Source organism: Vibrio gallaecicus (genome assembly GCF_024347495.1).
Taxonomy (GTDB): domain Bacteria; phylum Pseudomonadota; class Gammaproteobacteria; order Enterobacterales; family Vibrionaceae; genus Vibrio; species Vibrio gallaecicus.
The window spans coordinates 58,485-78,590 of the sequence record NZ_AP025491.1 but is presented as its reverse complement, the minus strand read 5'-3'; the positions used below and the strand labels follow the sequence as shown (position 1 = coordinate 78,590).

The window sequence follows — 20,106 nt, the reverse complement described above, 5'->3', positions numbered from 1 at the left end:
ATCAAAATGTATCGAACTACGCTATCAGGAGAGTAAGGTTACTTTAATTGAATTAGTGGTTTTTAGAATGTTATTTAATAAAAAACTCTCTGACACAATGTACCAGAGAGTTTTATTATAAGGTGCAGGCTACTACTTTAGGTAACTAACGTGATTCATTAGCAGACACTTGCACTTTATCCAATTCCGTCAGCAGTCCTTTAAATAAACTCACACTGCCCAGCAATAAAATAATAGTGAAAGGCATAGCCGCTATAATGGTAATAGATTGCAGCGCTTGAATAGATTGAGTACCACCAATCCACAACATGACCATTGCAATCGCACCAGAAATAACAGCCCAAACCACCTTCTGCTTCACTGGTACTTCTAATTTACCACCAGCCGTCATGCCATCAATTACGATAGATCCCGAATCAAGTGTGGTTACAAAGAATACAATGATTAATGCAACGGCGATTACAGATAAAATACTGCCAAACGGATAGGCATCTAGCATATAGAACAAGCTTAGAGACACATCTGTAATACCCTGATCAATACCAAGCTGACCTACTTTATCCATTACTTGTTCGATAGCTACACCACCAAAGATAGACATCCAAGCTGTCGTCACTAATGTTGGAATAATCATTACACAAAGCAAGAATTCACGAACAGTACGACCTTTAGAAATACGAGCAACGAACATACCGAAAAATGGTGCATAAGCAACCCACCAAGCCCAGTAGAACACAGTCCAACCATGTAGCCATGTTGTATCTTCACGACCAGAAGTTTGACTTAATGCTACGATGTTTTTCACATAACCCGTGACTGCTGTAGCCAAAGAATCAAGCACTGTAGTGAAATTCAAAACAGCAATAAGACCAAGGAATATAAACGCAATAACCATATTTAGGTTACTAAGGAACTTAACACCTCCGTCCATGCCACGCAGAACAGAAACAATCGCTAAGCCCATGATCAACACGATAATAGCTTGCTGAAGATAGATGTTATTCTCTAAGCCGAAAACATGGCTAATCCCACTTGCCGCTTGTGTACCACCTAAACCCAATGATGTAGCCAGACCAAACAGAGTCACTAACACTGTCAGTACATCGATAACATCGCCGGTTTTACCCCAAACACGATCACCCAATAATGGATAAAATACTGAACGCATTGATAGCGGTAAACCTTTGTTATAAACAAAGTATGCAAGGCAAAGTGCTGTCATCCCATAGATAGCCCATGCATGTAAGCCCCAGTGGAAAACTGTTGCGCCTAGTGCTAACTCACGACCGGCTTCTGTATAAGGTTCAGCATTCAATGGTGTTCCGAACCAATTGGTGAAGAAAGCAGTTGGCTCTGCAACACCCCAGAAAATAAGCCCAATCCCCATACCAGCGGCAAAAAGCATTGCAATCCATGATGCTTTGGAATAATCAGCCGTCGCATCTTCACCACCTAAACGAATTTTACCTAAAGGTGAAAACGCCAGGATGATTGCGAACACTAGCAGGATGTTAGCTCCCCACATGAATAGGAAATCGAAGTTCGATAAAACAGCGCCTTTAATAGAATCAATCGCCGCTTTTGCATCAGCAGTTGGTAGCGCAAGAAGAGTGATGACGAAAAGAATAGATAAACTGACAGATGCCACAAAAACGGTGTTATGGACATCCATACCCCATTTGCTGACGTTATCTTGACCGACTTGATAATCAGTAGAATCAATACTGTACTTTTTTGATTTAAAACTCATAAATTATGATGTTCACATATCCGAGAGATCGAATATAAGGACCAACTCCATATCCAATTACAACTTGATTGGCTAGTCACATCATATAAAGCGATATGATAAAACTTTGTGCTCAACCCCAAGCGGCGTATGGTAACACAAATTCAAGTCTCCAAATTTTGATGTGGGTTCTTAGATTTAGATCTGACAATAACCTGACCAATGCATATTGAATAATGTTCAAGCATCACTATAAGCACATTCAGAGCATTACACCTCGTCTTTAACCATCCACGAATTACATCAATCGTTAACTAGCGATTAACAATTATAAGCCCTCTCATCTCGCACAACCACAACTGTTATGTTATAACATCACACGACAACCAATCCATTTTTCTACATAACGAAAGCCGTTGTATGAGATTTGACGACCTGATTGCTACTTAGGAAATGACACAATGAATACCGCTTTGATTGAACAGCCCCTCACAAACATCTCCCCACAGAGTAATATTGAGCCGTGTTTCAGCACTGGGGAACACCCAACAGTTCTAAGTGATATCTACCAAGAGCACATCAACATTGCGATTTGGCGACGTAGTAATGACGAAGAACTAGCTCAAGCAGTCGGCCACTTTCTCACTCAGAACCTTAGTGTTAGAAAATCCATAACTCTCACTCCTGAAAATGCGTATGAAAAGCTCGAGTACGCGACAAACGGGACCGCGCCTAAAGCGCTACTGGAGAACATGGTAGAACTCGTTGATATGTACTGCTACCTCTTCGACCTTAAGCAAGCTGGTCTACGTTTAGCAACTCTAGATAGTGCGATGTGCCCTAGATTCCATGTTGATAAAGTACCTTGTCGATTAGTTTCCACTTACCATGGAATTGCAACGCAATGGCTGCCAAATCATGTACTAGATCGCTCAAAATTAGGACATGGAAGTAATGGACAACCGGATTCAATCTCAGGTCTTTATACACAAGAATCCGATATTCAGCAGGTGACTTGCGGTGATGTAGCACTTCTTAAAGGGGAGCTTTGGATTGGAAACGAACATTCAGGGCTGGTCCATCGTTCACCAGCCATGAAATCCGAAGAAACTAGGTTATTACTGACGCTCGACTTCGGTTAGTAAGTGCCTAGAAATAGCGCCTATCTAAATGTTTGACGTAAAAAGTGGTAAGTAAAAGTGCATCAAACACAAGAGTGCAAGCTAAGGCTATAACCAGAAAAACTCACTACTCAATTAAGGTAATGTCAAAAACTGTCGAACGATTTCGCCCCATTTCTTTAGAAAAATATAACGCTTTATCTGCATGCTCTAACCATGACAAGTGATTACTTTGAGAGCTAGACACCTCACAAATCCCCAAGCTTATCGTGTACTGAACGGAGCTCCCTTGGTATTCAACAATCGAGCTTTCTATTCGCTTCCGAAGCCTTTCTGTGAAATAGAGAGCTTGCCCAGCACAAGTTCCAGGCAAGATGATGGTAAACTCTTCTCCGCCATAGCGACCGCATATATCTGATGATCTCGATGCTCTTCGAAGTTCATCGGCGACATGACGTATCACTTGATCACCCACTGTATGCCCATAGGTATCATTAACACGTTTAAAATGGTCAATATCAAAGATCACAATAGACGAGACAATGCCAGATACATGGCACCTATTGAATTCTTGTTGAAGACAGTTTTCCCAATAACGACGGTTGAATAACTTAGTTAAGCCATCTGTTCGGCTAAGATCAGATAGCTTTTGGTTTGAATCAACAAGATGAATTTTATTTTTTGCAATGTCAGTAACGTCATTCACTACAATACTAACGTGTGAAACATCACCATTCACAGAAGTAAGGGGAGAGAAGGTCACGTTTTGATGCATCTCTTCTAAGCCATTTGAAATTGGGCTGAAATTTTTAAATTTAAACAAGTAAGGTCGGTCTTCCCAACATGAAAAACTACGACTCTTTAGCTTAAAAGCGGTATCAACTTTTCTTTTTACCCATTCCTCAGGGAGATCTGTCACAACCTCAAATAACGGCTTACCAATGATCTCATTGGCTTTTATTCCGCTATATGACTGCATAAAAGAATTCCAAGCATATACTTGATAATCACGATCGATAACTATCAGTCCGGCATCGAGACCACCAATAATCTGCATTGCCCAATGCAAGTCACCTATATCTGTCGTATTCATAATACCGTCTCTAAAATGTCGCCAATCGCGTTCAATGATTCATTGTGCATTAGAAAAATAACATCACAGGCGAGATCGATGTCTTCACTTTTATATACAAATTCAATGGTAAAAATGTCTTTGTCATACCCAGAAAGAAATTGGTTACACCCAAGAGATTCTTGAAGCTGTTCTTTTTCTAAAATAATCGGCTGACGTAAAGATATAGAGATATCAAGCTGCTTACTAAAAGAGACAAGAAATGAAGAAACAGTCAGGTTGGCTAAATCCAGAATTATTTCACTCGTTGAATTTTGATCCTTTGCGATATTTTGATCACTACCGCCATAAACCTGCGCAAGTTGACTAAGCCCATCGCCATGCAAACAAACCAGCGCTTCACCGTTGATACCGTGCCCAACAAAACGTTGAGAAACTGCACGATATTCAGAATGGTCAACAATATCTTGCACTGTCATTTTCAATTCTGATTGATGCAGTGAAGCTACGTTGGGAATTGGCATCTCGATAAATTGACCAACTTGCTCAGAAATCAAAGAAGCACTGGTACCAAGGGCAACATTACTCATTTCTTTGATGTTGGCTATGATGTCAAATTGTGAAAGTTGGGATCGTTGAACAGGTTCAACTTTTGATGACGGGACTAAGTAATCATCTAACAGTACTGCCAGTTCCATTGGTGCAAAGGGCTTATCTAAAAACGCAATTGCTCCCAAGTCTATGCAGCGTTGTTTCGCTTGGCTTTGAATATCAGCAGAAACCACAACGACTTTCGTTGGGTAGGTATTGACTGGCAAAGCAGTTAATACGCCAAACCCATCTAAAACAGGCATCGTCAAATCGAGAAATAGCAGATCTATAGGGTGAGCAGCGAGCAATTCAAGCGCCTGCTGCCCATTCTCAGCTTGAAAGATCTCAAGGTGAGATGATATGTCCAGATGCCTAATTATTGACTTTCTAGCGATAATAGAATCATCGCATACTAAGATATTCATTGGCTGAGCAAATGTGTTTATTGATAACAAACCATCATGCCATATATTTATGTTCAATGACTTCCAAGTTGCTTCATTTGTGACCAGAGACTAAGTATTGACGTCAACAATTCGGCCATTATTACATATTATGTGCGTAACTCGCTGTTTCCGCATCATTTCTGCCTAATAGATAGTATAAAAGGGTCGACTAACACAATGAATTTTCAGATAAATATAAATGCCAGCCCAAGAAACCACTTACGGTGGGTTATCTTCGAAATATTGTTGTAAGTAATCGATTAATGCTCTGACAGTAGGTGATAAATGTTTTCTAGAAGAATAAAGCGCATACACGGTAAGTTCCGCTGGTTTCCATTCAGGTAAAACCGATTCTAACTCACCAGACTTTAAATATTTATTCACTAAGTAATCGGGCTGGATGGCAACGCCCCCATTGCAAAGCGCAGCGTGAAGCAAAGCCGTGGCTTCATTGGCTGTTAGCTTGCACTCAACATCAACGGATTGCTGCTGTTCTCCCTGTGTTAAATGCCATACATGCCGCTGAAAGTTTTTATACCCCAAGCAGCGATGTTCAATAAGTTGTTTAGGTTCAACAAGTTTATCTCTCGTAGCTAAGTAGGTTGGAGAGGCAACAAGTTGCGATTTACACAAGGCAATTGGCTTACCGATCAAAGATGGATCTGGGTTAGACGCAATACGAATCGCCAGATCAATTTGCCTTTCGGTTAAATCAGCAACAGAGTCCTGTAAATCAATATCGACATAAACTTTGGGATGTATGGACATGAACTCTTGCAGTGCAGGAACAAGCTGTGAAAATCCAAATGACATGCTTGTCGCGACTCTTACACTACCAGAGAGTTCTTCACTTTTATCACTCAACTCGAGTAGAGCTTCCGCTTGTTCCAGCCAAAGCTCTACTTCTTTCAAGCAACCTACTCCTGCACTAGTTAATGTGACCTTACGAGTAGTTCGGTGTAATAAGCGCACGTTGAGCCATTTTTCCATCGCTTCAACATAACGAGTTACCATAGGTCGTGACATTTCGAGCCTATCAGACGTCGCCGTAAAACTGCCTGATTGAGCAATATCAACAAACACCTTTGCTGCAGTTAATTTATCCATTCACTAGCTCGATTTAAGAAATTATGACGTTTGATTCTGTGTGTTTTTTGCAGAACATCAATCTTTTATGATTCATTTCGTCAAAGAAACACACCTTAATTTGAGTACTTATAATTCAATCCAGTTTAAACAGCGATTCGTCTAGTTTACTGTAAACATTTAATCAAACTTAGCAGGCATCATTTCAAATAAACGTAAATACTTTCAACCATTACTACGGTGGCTCCCGGCTTTAAACCAAAACCATTTAAGGCAGTTTCAATCTCATATCCACTCGATGCATTCCTAAACCCCATCCATCAGATATGTAATTCACCTCTAATGCTCCGTACTTAGCAAAAAAAGGAGCCGACAAATGGCTAGCTGAAATTTGAATTTCTTCTGAACCTAGACACTTTGCACGAGCAATCGCCCTAGTCATAAATTCATTACCGATACCCGACCCTTGGGTACCTGGAGAGATTAAAATCCAATTGAGATGACAATTTTTCTGGTCATCCACAGCCAAACCATAAGCACCAACGATATGACTGTTTACCATACAAACTTCATAACCTTCGGGGAAGCTATTCAAAAAGCCGGAGTAATCTTCACGTTCATTAGTCGCAAAGTATAATGGACAGTTTTCATCAAAGATTTGAAGACAAGCATCTCTATCGCTTGGTTCAAAAGGTTTAAACTCAATATGATTTGCCATGGTATTTCCTATTAAAGTTTGAGACTGACTCAATTTATGAGTTAGCTCGCTAGTGCTTGTTATGATTCTAGATTTTCTTCTAACCAATGTTCGAAAAGCATTGGTCCTTCCCAGTTAATATTTCAAATGTATCACAGGTTCCATCAGATAAGTTCTCTCTACTATCAGCAACCATAATCACTTTTATATTCAGATAGATATACATTAGAGACACTCACCATTGATCGAATCAAAGGGTTCAACCGTACCTAACTAGGCAATCAAGAGCACATACAAGACATGAATTTTATCCTTAGTAATGCATCAGGTTTGGTTTAACGCATTGGCTATAGGTTGTAAATGTTGTGCTTATTAGCCTCATATTAGGAGTAACACATGGATACAAAGCTCACCATCAAAGAATTTCTCAGAGTGTTCGACTGTATTCGAGCATCTGGTGATAGGTTAGATGACCGATACGTTTTAGATGAAGTATACGCATGGCACGATTACGATGGATACACCTGTTGGTTAAGCTACAAAGACGTAACCGTAACGCTAATGTTTCACGGAACACTTAAAATTGAGCACGGTAAACCGTCCAATTACTCCGCTTTCATCAGCCATTGCTTAGCAATGATTACTACTAAACCAATACATTGAAAGAAGTCTCATGAACGGAGTTAAGATGAATATAGCTCACATTAAAAGAGTTCAAATACACTACTCGATGAAGAAAATAGCCTTTTTGTTGTTAGTCTTTACTAGCTATTTTTTATGCTCTAAAGCCGTAATGGCTTCAGGAAAGAATATGATCGATTTTACAAAAGCGAGCGAACAACATAACTGGACTGCAACCAACGATAATGTAATGGGTGGCGTTTCAACAGGCAGTTTCATCTATGACGGTCAGTTAAGTCGTTTCATCGGTGAGTTATCGTTTGCCAACAATGGTGGATTCAGTTCAGTAAACCGAGCGATTGAGACTCTGTCCAATAAGCCGGACACCGTTGAACTAACATATATTGGTGATGGACGCACTTACCAGCTCAGGCTCACAACATGGAAAGACGGCTACCGAATAAACTACAAACACGATTTTTCCACTGTTCAAGGAGAACAATTTAAGAGAGTTTTCCATCTTAGTGATTTTCAAGCAGTGTTCAGAGGGCGAATGCTCAGCGGAGCTCCTAAAATTGATGCAAAAGAAATAAAACAAATTGGCTTTCTAATTGCAGATAAGCAGCCTCTTCCCTTTTCTCTTAATTTAATTCAGATCCAATTTAAAAAATCACAAGAACCTAATAAGTAACGAAATTAAATCATTAAAAATCCAATAGCATTTCTAAGAAAAGTTGTCTTGATGCCGAGCTATTAGACCTATGTGTCTCATATTCTACATGCGTATCATGAGTCACTGATGGTGATAGCTTTATACTCCATAGCCCGTTGAGTTGGTTTGGTACAATTGAATATCTAACATCGATAACACGCAGTTCATCGCTAGGAGCTTTGGCTAAAAAGCCCTTTGAAAACTGGCTGAAGCGTTCAATGTCTTTAGCTTGTTGTGAATTAAGGTCGAGCCAAGGGAAGTCCCTACTCATCTCTAGCTTTTCTATGGCTTCACCTGGGTATTTTTTCACTGAAGTCCCTACCCTCACAGCATCAACATGGTAGTAACCCTCAGTTTCGTAGATAACCTTCCACAACAAAATATTGGCGAAACTCGGTTTCGCCTCTAACCGAATAGGGGCATGTTGTCGTTCATTTGCTAATTGCCATCCCGCAACCTCAGCGCGATCTCTTTGTATCATACCTAATGTTGGATACGTTAAAGCCCAAAGAAATGCGATACGAGCAAACCAAGTGTTTCGTTTAAGCATTGTGAATACGAGCAGTATCAATATAGGCAGGGTGAACACGGGGTCAATCACGGATACGCTATTCCAAGCATAACGCTCACTGGTTAGAGGCCAAAATAACTGAGTGCCATAAGAAGTACAAGAATCCAGCAACGCGTGAGTGCTATAACCTAGTGCGCTATAAAGCCAACTTTGTTTAAACGAGAGTCGCTGTGGCTTTCCGATCAGCCAGTGAAAAGCAAGAGCACATATAAAACTGCCCAGAGGAATAAAAAAGAGTGAATGAGTAAATTGCCGGTGAAACTCCAAAAAAAGTAATGGATCGCTCTCTGACTGGATAAATACATCCAGATCCGGAGCCATTCCTGCGAGTAGACCAAAAGCACCGGCGACGATTAAGTGTTGTTTTTGGCTTACTGATAGGGACAAAGAAGCCCCCAGCACACCTTGTGTTAATGGATCCATAATTAACTCATTGATTGCATATGACTTAATAATAGATGCTCAGCTGAGCTTCACCACTAAATTGCTATTCACAACTCAGCGCTGTTTCGCTACGAAAACAAGTTTAGCACTTGGCGTGTTTTGAAAGATTGACTGACTTCATTTCGCTAAATTTCGCCCTTGAAAACTAGTGTCATTGAAATTTTCGATCATCAATTGCTAAATTAGCGATTATCCAATTAAAAGACCATCACATGATCGCAAAGGTAGCGACCATTAACATTGACCAACACCATTTCAGCTACAAATTGCCCTTTCGCTTTAGTAAATGATTGTTTCCAGACGATTGCCACTGAATCGGGACGTTTGAACACAGCAACAAACTCACGTTCAGCAAAGTATCCTTTTTCTGATTGATACTGCTCACAGACCTTATGAAGGTAATCTTTAGTCACTATACTCTTCATGCGATCCGTAAAGTCTTGAACATGTCTTTCATAATTAATTTCAGTTGATGCTTCCATCAAATTATCCATTATAGGATTAGCTATATCCAAAACTTGCTGTTCTGATAACCCTTCAAAATTCATATATTTCCCTATAACTTTTCAGTCAAAATAATAGTTCTCATCAGCTCAAAAATCACAACGCTCTTCTATACTCGGGATGTTTTCATTCCTCTCTAACTCATCGAAAACTAAGAATTTATCTCTATCAATGAAAACTTCAAATTGAATATTGTTATCACCGCCACCGAGGAACTTTTCAGGCCAACTAGGCCAAAACTTGTAAACATTTCCGGTAAAGTTGACCGAGCTGTCTGGGTCTAGCGGAGTCATTTTCTGCGCAAAGTCACCCTCAACAACGTACGCAAAGATATTATTATCGACTAAAAAGTCATCTCCACTATTCCCTCCAATAATGTACCAAAGCTGAGGTTCAGGGGTATTAAAGTAATCAGTAGGTGAAATCGAAAAAGGTTCAAAACAATTACGTTCAATACTTTCTCTTCTCATACAGCCATAAACTAACGTGCTGACAATGATGATAAAAATCCATACTGCTCTCATTATTGTTCACCTGAGATAATTAATAAGCGTTTAATACACAGAAAAGTGACCTTACCTGCGCCTAATAAGATTGATAAGGTTTACTGAAATTAAACAGGCATTTTTCCGACATACATTGTCTTTAAGAGAAGAGCGGCCCGTAGTACCTAAGTAACTAGATGTAGATGTAGATGTAGATGTAGATGTAGATGTAGATGTAGCAAAATAGCTGACAACAATATAAACCTCCCCCTAATAAGACCGACTTAATTCATGAGATCAAAGGTGGGGAAGGCAGCTTAAATTGTTAGAGATATATCGGAGGTTAAAGCGAGAAACAACTTGGCTTACTGGTATCACGCAATGTGATTATTGTTCCCGTTGAATAAGAGCTTTTAAGCGCACCATTGCTCAATTCGGTATGACTAAGATCTGTCTTGTATAAATCGGCTCGTTGTAAGTCAATATTACACATCTGAGCATGGCTCATATTGGCATTACGTAAATCAGAATCACGGAAAATAGCATTATTTAAGCATGCACTCTGGAAGTTTGCGTACATGATATCGGCATCACTCATATCGCTACCGGACAAATCACTGTGGCTAAAATCAGTACGAATTAAGTTCGCTCTTCGTAGATCGAGCCCCTTTAGGTTGAGGTGACTAAGGTCAGCGCTCCCTAAAACAGCACGTTTACCACCTTCATTTTTAAGCCATAAGCTGTGCTGCTCTATAATAAAATCCAGTTCCTGTTTAGTGTACGTATTCATAAAAAACCATACTTACTTAATTTTACTTTGCCATATTTCACTATCCGGGCCGACAACACATTCGCCATCAACTCTCATTGATAAACGAATAATGCAGCGTTTCATCACTTCTTTAAAATCATCTTCTGGTAAGTGTCTGACTGAATCCACTAAGGCTTTGCAGTGAGGTGCAGTCTGCTCTTTTAAAGTGTAAAACACCCATTTTCCCTTCTTCTCATGGTTAAGCAGCCCAGCCTTGTACAGCATTTTTAAATTTCGAGAAACGTTGTACTGAGTTTCACCAATGATATCCATAGCCTCTGCAACTGCCATGCATTCGTCAACATGCAGAAATAACCAAAACAAACGTAATCGGTTTGGTTCCGATAACGCTTTTAACGAATCAATATATTTTTCATCCATCACGGTGTTTACCTTTTCAACTAATAGCGCCACTCAAACCGAGTGGCGCGACACTTCTATAGAGCGTATTGGAAAATAGCGCCACCCAAAATGGCTGTAGTTAACACTATCCCAACAAACGCTATCACTGCTTTTCTTTTAAGAACAGCTGATACTAGCGCGATTTCAGGCAAACTTGCACCAGTACCACCAATAATTAATGCTAATGCAGCACCTAAGCCCATTCCTTTCGCTATCAATACGTTAAGTAAAGGAATTGCCATTTCAATCCGGAGATAAAGTGGAATACCAATAAGTGAAGCAATCACTATCGACTCAAAGCTATCGCCCCCTACATATTTCTCCACAAGATCGGCTGGCAAATAAGCTGCAGAAAACCCACTGATCGCCGCGCCCAATAGGACGTATGGGATAATGCGCTTAAACAAAGCCCATGCCCCGTCCATAGCATTACGCATTCTTGAAGCTGAAGAAAGTACACCACCGCAAGTGATTGCCTTTTCTGAACTACAACTATTTCCCTTAGTGTTTTCAAGCTCGCCATCACGTTTGATTTCATTTCGCCAAGGAGATTTAGATATCAGATATCCCCCAAGTACTGCCGCACTAAAGGTAATTAAGAAATAAACCACGGTAATCTTCAACCCAAAGGCAGCGTACACCATCGCCAATACGATGAAGTTACATAATGGTGCTGAAATGATGAAACTCATGACGGTACCAAGTGATGCTCCCATTGATGCCATTGCCATGGTCACAGGAACAACGGCCGCACTACAAAATGGGGTCAGCATTCCAAAAAAAGCGCCTAGTAAGGTTCCCCACTTATCATGTTTAGTCAGTGTTGCCTGGAGTTTATCTTGCGGAATATATTCTCGCATAATACCAGTTAACACAGACACAACAGCAATGATCAGCACTAGACCTTTAGCCACATAAAAGAACTCATTTAACGCAATTACTAATTTAGCATCCACAATTGGAATCTCTACAAGTGAAAATAGAACTGAATCATATACACACATGCACAATTGAGCAAGTATGTATATTTAAAAAGTTATATGCTCGCGATTCGTAAAATTGTCATTGTCCATAATTGGGATAGCGGATAGCGGATAGCGGATAGCGGATAGCGGATAGCGGATAGCGGATAGCGGATAATAGTTTTCGATATAAATAAAAAAAGCGAGCACTACGCTCGCTTTTAAAATATTGATTTAAGGTTTTATGAGGGGAAATCTCTATATCATAATAGTCTTTCGTAAGCTGTTTAAGCCATAAGCCATAAGCCATAAGCCATAAGCCATAAGCCATAAGCCAAAGTACTTACAATCGAGATTACTTACCAAATTTCTTCAATTAAAGAGTCTTTGAGCTGGGTTGCCGAAGCAATGTCTTCTTTCGACATATGCTGTTTAACATCCGCAATCTCTTTTTCTGCATCCGAGTCACCATACTCATACGCAACTTCGAACCATGCCAGCGCTTTAACGAAATCGCTCCACGTGCCGTGACCGTTACGGTAAGCATAACCAACTGAATATTGGCTATAAGCATTCCCCTGCATTGCACCACCAGTGTAATACTCTAGTGCTTTCTTGTAGTCAGTGGTTTTGAAATTACAGGCTTTTTTGTACTCTGCATAAGAGTAAATATCGCCCATTTTGGCATAGGAAAGCGCATGTTCATCTTCGTCAATAGCGTTGTTAAATAGTTGCATCGCTTTAGAGCAGCTTTTGTCTACGCCTTCTCCTTTAAGAAAAGAAATACCCAAATTATACATTGCGCTTACATCACCTAAGTTTGCCGCTTGCTCAAACCAATACGCTGCTTTGGAGAAGTCCTGCCCGATGCCTTTTCCATCATTGTATGAAAAGGCAAGTTGATACATAGCATCCGAATATCCAGCTTGCGCAGAAGCTAAGTAGTAGTCATTGCCTTTTTTGTAGTCGACAGGTGTCCCTTCGCCATCAAAGTACATCACAGCCAACGAGTAGAGCACATAAGGGTCTTTGCTTTGTTCAGCTTTGTGGTACCAGCGAAGTGCTTTCTCATATTGATCATTATCGTAATGCATATCAGCTAAACTAATCATTGCCTTTACTTCGCCAGCTTGTGCCACTTTCTTCATATATTCATAGCCACGATCGACATTCTCGTCATACATTGAATCTTCTATCAGAAGGCTAGCCGCCTTCATCAATAATTCATTATCACTCGACTTTTCTGCCGCCTTTAATAAGGCGATATCTTCACTCTCAAAATATTCTAAATCTAGATCGTAAGCAAAAGCATTGGCGGATAACACCAGAGACAGTGACGTTAAGAAAATACCACTTTGTTTTATCATTTAAGCCATTCCATGTATTAGTATAGTTTCACATGAATATATCAAAATGCTATTGAAAATAAAGGAGTTTCCTGTTTCGTAAATCAGTTTAATTCCATTATGTGATCGCTAAAAAACACAGTTCAGGGAAATATAACTATGAATAAAAAAACCACCATTTGAAGGTGGCTTTGTTAGTAGACTTAACACAATTGAACGTAACTCTAGCAAGCTTTACTAGTACAAGATTAACTAGAGAAAGCTCAACGCTAGTAAAACTCATCTCATTTACCGTTTTACCGCGAGTAACTAGCTCTCTTGCAACTTAGCCGACATTGGTTCTTGTTTCATTTCCCGGCCAGGCTTAACAATCAGCCCAACCCCAATTAAAAACAGGATACAAGTAACTATTTGGGCGATATTTAGCACTTCATCATACATAAAGTATCCAGAGATCAAGGCAAACACTGGCACCAGTAATGTGAGAGGCGCTGTGGTACTCAGGGGATAACGAATCAATAATCGATTCCATACCCAGTAACCAAACAATGTGGTTGGATAAGCTTGGAAAACAACGGCTACTGTGGTGTTAAAATCCCATACATCTAAGGCATGCCAAATAATACCCGGTCCATAAAGGCTCACAGCAAATAGAACAAGAGGAATAGGCGCAAATAACATTCCCCACACGTTAAACGCAAATGCCTGTGTGGTTTGAGACGCTTTTACTATCATTCCCATTACTGTCCAACATGAAGCGGCAATCATAATAAACATCAAACCATCTAGGGTAATATTGCCATTAGTCGCTGAGATCAATACCAAAAGAGCGACCAATGCCGTCACAGCCCCAATAACTTTTCGCATTGAAGCTTTTTCTTTATGGATAAATATGCCTACGGCCATGCTGATTAAAGCGTTAGATGAAAGCAAGACAGAAGACATACCCGAAGAAAGTCCTGCTGTAATCGACCAGGAAGCCATACCCCATATTCCTACACCGAACACTAAGCCATAAGCAAACAAGTAACGCCAAGCTACGTTAGGTTTTCTAATAAAAAATATGGCTGGTATCACCGCCAACGTAAATCGAGCGGCAGTCGCTAGCAACGGGTGTACTTCAGTGATCCCCAACTTAATCATTGAGAAGTTAAAACCCCATATCGCCATGACGAATATTGCCAAAAATAAATCGTTTCTTATCATAACTGTCCCCTCTTTTTGTTGAAAAATAGTATTACTCGAGTACAGTTATCAGTACAGATACAATTTTTTAAACAAAAAGAAGTACAGTTACAGCCTATGAGTATGTACAGAACGATGGCGAGCAAGTTTATCCGCGAGATTGAAGCCGGAAAACTGACAGAAGGAAGTCGTATGCCTTCATTACGACAAGTATCAAAGCAGCAAGCTGTGAGCATGTCGACTGCCGTAAGTTGCTATCAAGAGTTGGAATCTCAGGGTTGGATTCATGCTAGACCTCAAGCTGGGTACTATGTGTCGGCGCAACCGAGTACACACAGCACACCGGAATGGGCACAATTTGTTAGTAAGGTCTCGAAAGTTAACCAGAACTTCTCCATCCACTCTCTTCATAATGGACCTCTTGGCGTATCGAGCACAACAATTGACGATCTCGCGCTGAATGAACTTGAACGCAGTTTTCGCAGGGCAAGCAAACGACTCGGCAACCGACTCAATCAATACCCAGATACTCAAGGCGACCCTTTGCTACGTAACGCATTAAGTGTTCATTTTGCAAAGCTTGGTCTGCATATTAACTCTGAGGAATTGGTCATCACTTCAGGGTGCATGCCTGCCATCAAAGCAGCCCTAGAAGCCTGTACTCAAGTAGGCGATGCCATTGCCATTAGCTCACCATGCTTTAGTGGCATTTTAGGCTTACTCGGGCAGATGGGGCGTAATATCGTAGAAATCCCATCTCTGAACGATGGAATTGATCTGCTCCAACTCGAAGCACATTTAGAGCAAGGGAGTGTTAAGGCCGGTTTATTTTGTACATCGCACATGAACCCTCAAGGGATCACCATGTCTGCACAACAAAAACAGAAACTGGCAGAGCTTGCTAATCACTATCAAGTGCCAATGATAGAAGATGACGTTTACCTAGAGCTCTCCTACTCTGAGCACACACCACTACCTGCGAAGTATTACGATCGCAATGGTTACATTCTCTGGTGTGGGTCCGTATCAAAGAGCTTGTCACCGAGTTATCGATTAGGGTGGTGCTTACCCGGCCGGTTTACAGAACGTTACCGCCAGCAGCATAGCGCCTCTTGCTTTGGTGTTTCTCTTCCCATTCAACTGGCGGTGGCTGATTTCATTGAGTCTGGGCACTACGCCAAGCAGCTGAAGCGTCGTCGCAGCAAATTACTTAACTTAAGGCAGTCTTATCTCACCTTTCTCTCTGAACGCTTGCCCAAAAAGGTCAAAATAAGTCACCCACAAGGGGGAATGGTACTCTGGTTACAAGTACCAGGGCTTGAGCTTGCGAGATTTACAGAACTAATCGAAGAAAATCAAATCGATATTCGCTTGGGTCAATTGTTCAGTACCCTATCGCTCTATAACGATTGTCTAAGAATAAACATTGGGTTCGAGCTATCAAGCAATGTGCAAAACGAGTTAGAGCAATTGATAGAAGCAATTAAACAATCCAGCGGCTAATAGCTAAAAGTCAGTAGCCAGTAGCCAGAAAATCAATCATAGACAAAGTTTTGCCACTCTAAACCGTCACTGCATCTTCTAAAAAAATAGCCCATGCATATGGGCTATTTTAAGTAACTTAAATTATTGTCAAAAGTTTATGACAGTGAAGCCACTAACGCTTTACCAACAGCATGCGCACTCGTTGGGTTTTGCCCCGTAATCACCCTTTCATCAACAATAACTAGTTCATGCCAAGGCTGTGCTTTGCTAAAGCGAGCGGCTTTACGTGAAAGTGACTCTTCAAGCAGAAATGGGATATCAGCAATCGTACCAAAATCGATCTCTTCTTCACGAGTGAAACCCGTTACCGACTTAGAAGCCAGTAGGCTGTCACCATTACTCAATGTGATTGGAAGTAATGCCGCGGGACCATGGCATACTGCCGCGATAATTCCGCCATTCTCGTAATGCTTTGCAGACAATTGAGCGAAGCTCGCGTTCGTAGCAAGGTCTGATAACAACCCAAAGCCACCTGGGTAGAACACTGCGTCATAGTCATCAATATTAATTTGCGAAACTGGGATTGTGTTATTGATTCGATTTTGAAAATCATCATCAGAATACACAACGCTGTTTATTTCATCGGCTTCAACATCAGTACCATAGAGTGGCGCTTTTCCACCTTGAATTGACGCGATATCGTATTCAAAGCCAGCAGCACTAAGCTCGTGAATAACATGAGTGATCTCTGGAGAGTAAGTACCGTTAGCTTGGTCTGTTTCGCCTAGAGTTGCATGGTTCGTTACTGGAATTAGGATCTTTTTCATTATTTTTTCCTTGAAGGCTTTGAGTTCGATAATGATATTAATTCAAAACCACTTGACTGATAATACCGATAATTGGCAAAAGATTATTGCTATACAGCAAAGATGGAAGACATGAACAATTTTGATGGAATTATTGAATTCGTTGCAGTGGCTGAAAGCCAAGGTTTTTCCGCAGCGGCCAAACAGCTAGGTTGCAGTACAAGCCACGTAAGCCGACAAGTATCTAGACTAGAAGAAAGGCTTGGAACGGTGTTACTGGCTCGTTCAACTCGGCTAGTCAATTTAACCGACGCCGGTCAGCTGTATTACCAACAATGCAGAGAATTGGTCAATGGGTTGCAACAAGCCAATGAAGGTTTGAACTTACAGCAAGTTACATTAAGTGGCACTCTACGTGTAAGCGCCGCAGGTGCCTTTTCAGAAGAGCATGTGGCTCCAGCTTTAATGGAATTCGCTAAGTCTTATCCGGAGCTCACTATCGAGATGGATTTTAATTCCCGAATGGTTAACTTCATTGAAGACGGTATTGATTTCGCCATTCGCTATGGCGCTCTAAAAGATTCTGGTTTGGTTGCGAGAAAACTCGTTGATCGCCCAATGGCAGCTGTCGCGAGTCAGGAATATCTAACACGTCACGGTGAGCCCACCCACCCCAACCAACTAAAACAGCATAGTTGTATTATTGCCAATAATGATCACTGGCTCTTTGAAAATGGTCAAAACACCATTAGCACGCGTGTCCATGGTCGCTGGAAAAGCAATAACTCTAATGCTGTCATCTCTGCTTGCGAACGAGGGCTAGGCATTGCTTACATGCCCAAAAGTAGCCTAGCGAAAGGGCTCAACTCAGGTTTGCTTACCCCAGTCTTGCAAGACTTTTGGGGGAAAGGAAACAGCAGTTGGATCGTGTATCAAAATCAACGTTTCCTGCCATTACGTGCTCGCTTGGCAATAGACTATTTAGTGGCTCACTTTTCTGGCTGGCGCAGTTAAATGAACACTCACGTGTAGAGATCTCAATACCCATCTAGCTAAATGAATCCATTAACTTGGTGGAATAGCACCTGTCTGGCATTATGCGCCCAAGAAATCCGTGGTTATTAAGCGGTACAGAATGAACGAAGGTAGTCAGTGGTAGAAAACAACCAACAATTAAGCAACCGTTACGATGAACATGGTTACTTTGTTATCAGAAAATATTTCGATGATGCTCAAATTGCATCACTTAGAAAAGTCGTGCTTAAATTCCATGAATCATGGAAAAAGGACAACGAAGAGTTTTATCAAGAAGAAGCGTTTAACTCGTCTCTAATTACAGGAAGCGAATATTTGCCCGCCGACGATAGAAGCGTACTCTTTGACTTCATAAGCTCAAAACAAGTGATGGACGTGGTCGATGCAGTGATACCGAATAAGCCGGCATTCATGAACACTCAACTGTTTTTCAACCCTGTGAACCCACAACAAAAAGACTTCTGGCATCGTGACTGTCAATACGACTATGACATTGATGACCAAATGAAAGTCATCATGGAAACTCAAGTGTTACACCTGCGTGTACCCCTATTTGATGAGCCCGGCATGGAGCTTATTCCCGGAACGCACAAGCGCTGGGACAACGAAGAAGAATACAACGTTCGCCAAGAAGAGAATGGTAAAGTGAGCAGTGATGACATCTCTGGTGGTAAACAGATACCGTTGTCAGCAGGTGACTTGTTAGTGTTTTCAGCGGATATGATCCACCGAGGTCGATACGGCTTGGATCGTTTGGCATTGGATATTTTGATCTTTGATTCAGCGGCAGATTATGTCGACTACGTTGATGACGATTGTTTACCAACACCATCAATGCTGAACAATATTGCCGATCCAAGATTGTTCATGAACACGCTACACTTAAAATCGATGTAGTACTTAAAATCGATGCAATGCTCTTAACCTAAAGGTACCCGAACCATGACTGACAATAAGCAAAATACCCAAATCAGCCAGTTCCGTTTCGGTCAGCCGAAAGAATCTCTTAAGCTAGAACATGTCGCTTTAGGGGCGCTTGCAGAAGAGATGGTTCGAGTACAAATTGAAGCGACTAACATCAACCCTAGTGATTTGTTGTCGATTTATGGTGTTGGTCAATACAAACACAGCCACCAGCCGCCGAGAGTGCCAGGGTTTGAAGCGGTCGGAAGGGTTGTAGAATCCAGCAATGCTGAGTTTACCTTTAATCAGCGAGTGCTAGTGGCAACGAGTGGAACATGGCAAAACTATGTCGATGTATCGCCAGACAACCTATTTCCTCTACCTCAAGATTTAGACAATGGCTACGCCTGTCAGCTATACATCAATGCACTGACCGCGTGGGTACTGACTACAGAAGTGGCGAAGTTGACCAAAGAAGATGTGTTGATAATCAATGCAGGCAACTCAGCCATTGGCAAAATTTTCTCCCAGTTAGCTTCCTCACTCGGGTTCACAATCATTGTCGTTACATCACAGCCAAAGCGACCTCGAACAGCTTCAAATCATATGTTAGATGCTCAAGGTGACTTAGTTTCACAAATTCAACAGCTAAGTTTACCTCAGCCGACTATTGCCTTTGATGCGATTGGTGGGAAACCCGGAACCGAGCTTATTCATACCCTTGGTAATCAAGGTCGTTTTATCAATTATGGAACGCTGTCACTGGATTTTTATGACCCAAGCTTCTTCGAACACGCGAAAAACCAAAGCATCGATTTCAGCACTTTCTTCTTACGTTATTGGGAGGAAGCAGAGGGTAAAAGTGTTCGCCGTAATAAATTTATGGCTATGCTGAATCATTTCATCACTCACGATATACAACTCGATGTTGACCGTTATCTACCACTCAGTGAATTTCAGACCGCGATTGATCTGATTGAGTCTGAAACCACGATTTTAAATGGAAAGATTATATTGCTTCCGGTTTAGATGAAGTAGCGCAAAGCCTCTTATTGAATCATCAAGGCCATTTATCTGTAACATGTAACCAAA

The 20,106-nt window shown here is 41.1% G+C and carries 21 protein-coding genes; 7 read left to right on the top strand and 14 right to left on the bottom strand.

The window, feature by feature from the left end:
* Nucleotides 1–145 precede the first annotated feature (145 nt).
* Nucleotides 146–1,750, bottom strand: coding sequence for a BCCT family transporter (locus OCU78_RS14930; RefSeq protein ID WP_137372028.1), 1,605 nt, complete (start codon nucleotides 1,748–1,750; stop codon nucleotides 146–148).
* A gap of 440 nt (nucleotides 1,751–2,190) precedes the next feature.
* On the opposite strand from OCU78_RS14930, the gene OCU78_RS14925 reads away from it, so the two are divergent.
* The gene (locus OCU78_RS14925; protein ID WP_137372027.1) at nucleotides 2,191–2,871 is read left to right on the top strand and encodes a DUF1826 domain-containing protein; all 681 of its coding nucleotides are present in this window, start codon (nucleotides 2,191–2,193) and stop codon (nucleotides 2,869–2,871) included.
* Nucleotides 2,872–2,977: 106 nt separating this feature from the next.
* On the opposite strand, the gene OCU78_RS14920 is transcribed toward OCU78_RS14925, so the two are convergent.
* From OCU78_RS14920 to OCU78_RS14905, 4 genes are all read right to left on the bottom strand, one after another.
* Nucleotides 2,978–3,943 carry a sensor domain-containing diguanylate cyclase gene (locus tag OCU78_RS14920; RefSeq protein ID WP_137372026.1) on the bottom strand — a complete coding sequence of 322 codons (966 nt, stop codon included), beginning with the start codon at nucleotides 3,941–3,943 and terminating at the stop codon, nucleotides 2,978–2,980.
* Complete coding sequence (locus tag OCU78_RS14915) at nucleotides 3,940–4,938, bottom strand: response regulator (protein ID WP_137372269.1); 999 nt, start codon at nucleotides 4,936–4,938, stop codon at nucleotides 3,940–3,942. Before OCU78_RS14915 ends, OCU78_RS14920 begins: the two co-directional genes overlap by 4 nt.
* Before the next feature lie 240 nt (nucleotides 4,939–5,178).
* On the bottom strand, nucleotides 5,179–6,066 hold the full coding sequence (locus OCU78_RS14910; RefSeq protein WP_137372025.1) for a LysR family transcriptional regulator: 888 nt from the start codon (nucleotides 6,064–6,066) through the stop codon (nucleotides 5,179–5,181).
* 247 nt (nucleotides 6,067–6,313) lie between these two features.
* Entirely contained in the window at nucleotides 6,314–6,763 is a 450-nt protein-coding gene (locus OCU78_RS14905) for a GNAT family N-acetyltransferase (RefSeq protein WP_137372024.1), read from the bottom strand.
* Between the two features lie 375 nt (nucleotides 6,764–7,138).
* Here OCU78_RS14905 and OCU78_RS14900 point away from each other — a divergent pair, with 375 nt between their 5' ends.
* Together OCU78_RS14900 and OCU78_RS14895 are read left to right on the top strand one after the other, a co-directional pair.
* Nucleotides 7,139–7,405, top strand: coding sequence for a DUF3081 domain-containing protein (locus OCU78_RS14900; protein ID WP_137372023.1), 267 nt, complete (start codon nucleotides 7,139–7,141; stop codon nucleotides 7,403–7,405).
* A 25-nt stretch (nucleotides 7,406–7,430) separates the two neighbouring features.
* Nucleotides 7,431–8,054 (top strand): CIA30 family protein, encoded by a 624-nt coding sequence (locus OCU78_RS14895; protein ID WP_137372022.1) that lies wholly within the window; start codon nucleotides 7,431–7,433, stop codon nucleotides 8,052–8,054.
* Nucleotides 8,055–8,067: 13 nt separating this feature from the next.
* Here OCU78_RS14895 and OCU78_RS14890 read toward each other — a convergent pair whose 3' ends face one another.
* From OCU78_RS14890 to OCU78_RS14855, 8 genes are all read right to left on the bottom strand, one after another.
* Nucleotides 8,068–9,069, bottom strand: a complete 1,002-nt coding sequence (locus OCU78_RS14890; RefSeq protein ID WP_137372021.1) for a metal-dependent hydrolase — start codon at nucleotides 9,067–9,069, stop codon at nucleotides 8,068–8,070.
* 218 nt (nucleotides 9,070–9,287) lie between these two features.
* Nucleotides 9,288–9,638, bottom strand: coding sequence for a hypothetical protein (locus tag OCU78_RS14885; protein ID WP_137372020.1), 351 nt, complete (start codon nucleotides 9,636–9,638; stop codon nucleotides 9,288–9,290).
* 45 nt (nucleotides 9,639–9,683) lie between these two features.
* Nucleotides 9,684–10,118, bottom strand: coding sequence for a hypothetical protein (locus OCU78_RS14880; protein WP_137372019.1), 435 nt, complete (start codon nucleotides 10,116–10,118; stop codon nucleotides 9,684–9,686).
* A 304-nt stretch (nucleotides 10,119–10,422) separates the two neighbouring features.
* Entirely contained in the window at nucleotides 10,423–10,869 is a 447-nt protein-coding gene (locus OCU78_RS14875) for a pentapeptide repeat-containing protein (protein ID WP_137372018.1), read from the bottom strand.
* A gap of 12 nt (nucleotides 10,870–10,881) precedes the next feature.
* Nucleotides 10,882–11,274 carry an ArsR/SmtB family transcription factor gene (locus tag OCU78_RS14870; RefSeq protein ID WP_137372017.1) on the bottom strand — a complete coding sequence of 131 codons (393 nt, stop codon included), beginning with the start codon at nucleotides 11,272–11,274 and terminating at the stop codon, nucleotides 10,882–10,884.
* A 53-nt stretch (nucleotides 11,275–11,327) separates the two neighbouring features.
* The gene (locus tag OCU78_RS14865) at nucleotides 11,328–12,248 is read right to left on the bottom strand and encodes a permease (RefSeq protein ID WP_167493983.1); all 921 of its coding nucleotides are present in this window, start codon (nucleotides 12,246–12,248) and stop codon (nucleotides 11,328–11,330) included.
* A 365-nt stretch (nucleotides 12,249–12,613) separates the two neighbouring features.
* Complete coding sequence (locus OCU78_RS14860; protein ID WP_137372015.1) at nucleotides 12,614–13,621, bottom strand: tetratricopeptide repeat protein; 1,008 nt, start codon at nucleotides 13,619–13,621, stop codon at nucleotides 12,614–12,616.
* A gap of 288 nt (nucleotides 13,622–13,909) precedes the next feature.
* A complete protein-coding gene (locus OCU78_RS14855) occupies nucleotides 13,910–14,806 on the bottom strand; it encodes an EamA family transporter (RefSeq protein ID WP_137372014.1) in 897 nt (298 codons plus the stop codon).
* Nucleotides 14,807–14,902: 96 nt separating this feature from the next.
* On the opposite strand from OCU78_RS14855, the gene OCU78_RS14850 reads away from it, so the two are divergent.
* Nucleotides 14,903–16,288, top strand: coding sequence for an aminotransferase-like domain-containing protein (locus OCU78_RS14850; RefSeq protein WP_167493982.1), 1,386 nt, complete (start codon nucleotides 14,903–14,905; stop codon nucleotides 16,286–16,288).
* 137 nt (nucleotides 16,289–16,425) lie between these two features.
* Here the strand turns inward: OCU78_RS14850 and OCU78_RS14845 are convergent, their stop codons facing one another.
* Complete coding sequence (locus tag OCU78_RS14845; protein WP_137372013.1) at nucleotides 16,426–17,097, bottom strand: type 1 glutamine amidotransferase domain-containing protein; 672 nt, start codon at nucleotides 17,095–17,097, stop codon at nucleotides 16,426–16,428.
* A gap of 111 nt (nucleotides 17,098–17,208) precedes the next feature.
* Here OCU78_RS14845 and OCU78_RS14840 point away from each other — a divergent pair, with 111 nt between their 5' ends.
* The 3 genes from OCU78_RS14840 (at nucleotide 17,209) to OCU78_RS14830 (ending at nucleotide 20,043) form a co-directional block, all read left to right on the top strand.
* Nucleotides 17,209–18,090 carry a LysR family transcriptional regulator gene (locus OCU78_RS14840; RefSeq protein ID WP_137372012.1) on the top strand — a complete coding sequence of 294 codons (882 nt, stop codon included), beginning with the start codon at nucleotides 17,209–17,211 and terminating at the stop codon, nucleotides 18,088–18,090.
* Nucleotides 18,091–18,228: 138 nt separating this feature from the next.
* Nucleotides 18,229–19,008 (top strand): phytanoyl-CoA dioxygenase family protein, encoded by a 780-nt coding sequence (locus OCU78_RS14835; protein ID WP_137372011.1) that lies wholly within the window; start codon nucleotides 18,229–18,231, stop codon nucleotides 19,006–19,008.
* A 45-nt stretch (nucleotides 19,009–19,053) separates the two neighbouring features.
* Complete coding sequence (locus tag OCU78_RS14830; RefSeq protein WP_137372010.1) at nucleotides 19,054–20,043, top strand: zinc-dependent alcohol dehydrogenase family protein; 990 nt, start codon at nucleotides 19,054–19,056, stop codon at nucleotides 20,041–20,043.
* Nucleotides 20,044–20,106 lie beyond the last annotated feature (63 nt).

Excerpts from the sequence above, each read along its gene's own strand:
- OCU78_RS14930 (WP_137372028.1), bottom strand. The coding sequence starts at position 1,750 with ATGAGTTTTAAATCAAAAAAGTACAGTATTGATTCTACTGATTATCAA.
- OCU78_RS14925 (WP_137372027.1), top strand. The coding sequence starts at position 2,191 with ATGAATACCGCTTTGATTGAACAGCCCCTCACAAACATCTCCCCACAG.
- OCU78_RS14920 (WP_137372026.1), bottom strand. The coding sequence starts at position 3,943 with ATGAATACGACAGATATAGGTGACTTGCATTGGGCAATGCAGATTATT.
- OCU78_RS14915 (WP_137372269.1), bottom strand. The coding sequence starts at position 4,938 with ATGAATATCTTAGTATGCGATGATTCTATTATCGCTAGAAAGTCAATA.
- OCU78_RS14910 (WP_137372025.1), bottom strand. The coding sequence starts at position 6,066 with ATGGATAAATTAACTGCAGCAAAGGTGTTTGTTGATATTGCTCAATCA.
- OCU78_RS14905 (WP_137372024.1), bottom strand. The coding sequence starts at position 6,763 with ATGGCAAATCATATTGAGTTTAAACCTTTTGAACCAAGCGATAGAGAT.
- OCU78_RS14900 (WP_137372023.1), top strand. The coding sequence starts at position 7,139 with ATGGATACAAAGCTCACCATCAAAGAATTTCTCAGAGTGTTCGACTGT.
- OCU78_RS14895 (WP_137372022.1), top strand. The coding sequence starts at position 7,431 with ATGAATATAGCTCACATTAAAAGAGTTCAAATACACTACTCGATGAAG.
- OCU78_RS14890 (WP_137372021.1), bottom strand. The coding sequence starts at position 9,069 with ATGGATCCATTAACACAAGGTGTGCTGGGGGCTTCTTTGTCCCTATCA.
- OCU78_RS14885 (WP_137372020.1), bottom strand. The coding sequence starts at position 9,638 with ATGAATTTTGAAGGGTTATCAGAACAGCAAGTTTTGGATATAGCTAAT.
- OCU78_RS14880 (WP_137372019.1), bottom strand. The coding sequence starts at position 10,118 with ATGAGAGCAGTATGGATTTTTATCATCATTGTCAGCACGTTAGTTTAT.
- OCU78_RS14875 (WP_137372018.1), bottom strand. The coding sequence starts at position 10,869 with ATGAATACGTACACTAAACAGGAACTGGATTTTATTATAGAGCAGCAC.
- OCU78_RS14860 (WP_137372015.1), bottom strand. The coding sequence starts at position 13,621 with ATGATAAAACAAAGTGGTATTTTCTTAACGTCACTGTCTCTGGTGTTA.
- OCU78_RS14855 (WP_137372014.1), bottom strand. The coding sequence starts at position 14,806 with ATGATAAGAAACGATTTATTTTTGGCAATATTCGTCATGGCGATATGG.
- OCU78_RS14850 (WP_167493982.1), top strand. The coding sequence starts at position 14,903 with ATGAGTATGTACAGAACGATGGCGAGCAAGTTTATCCGCGAGATTGAA.
- OCU78_RS14845 (WP_137372013.1), bottom strand. The coding sequence starts at position 17,097 with ATGAAAAAGATCCTAATTCCAGTAACGAACCATGCAACTCTAGGCGAA.
- OCU78_RS14840 (WP_137372012.1), top strand. The coding sequence starts at position 17,209 with ATGAACAATTTTGATGGAATTATTGAATTCGTTGCAGTGGCTGAAAGC.
- OCU78_RS14830 (WP_137372010.1), top strand. The coding sequence starts at position 19,054 with ATGACTGACAATAAGCAAAATACCCAAATCAGCCAGTTCCGTTTCGGT.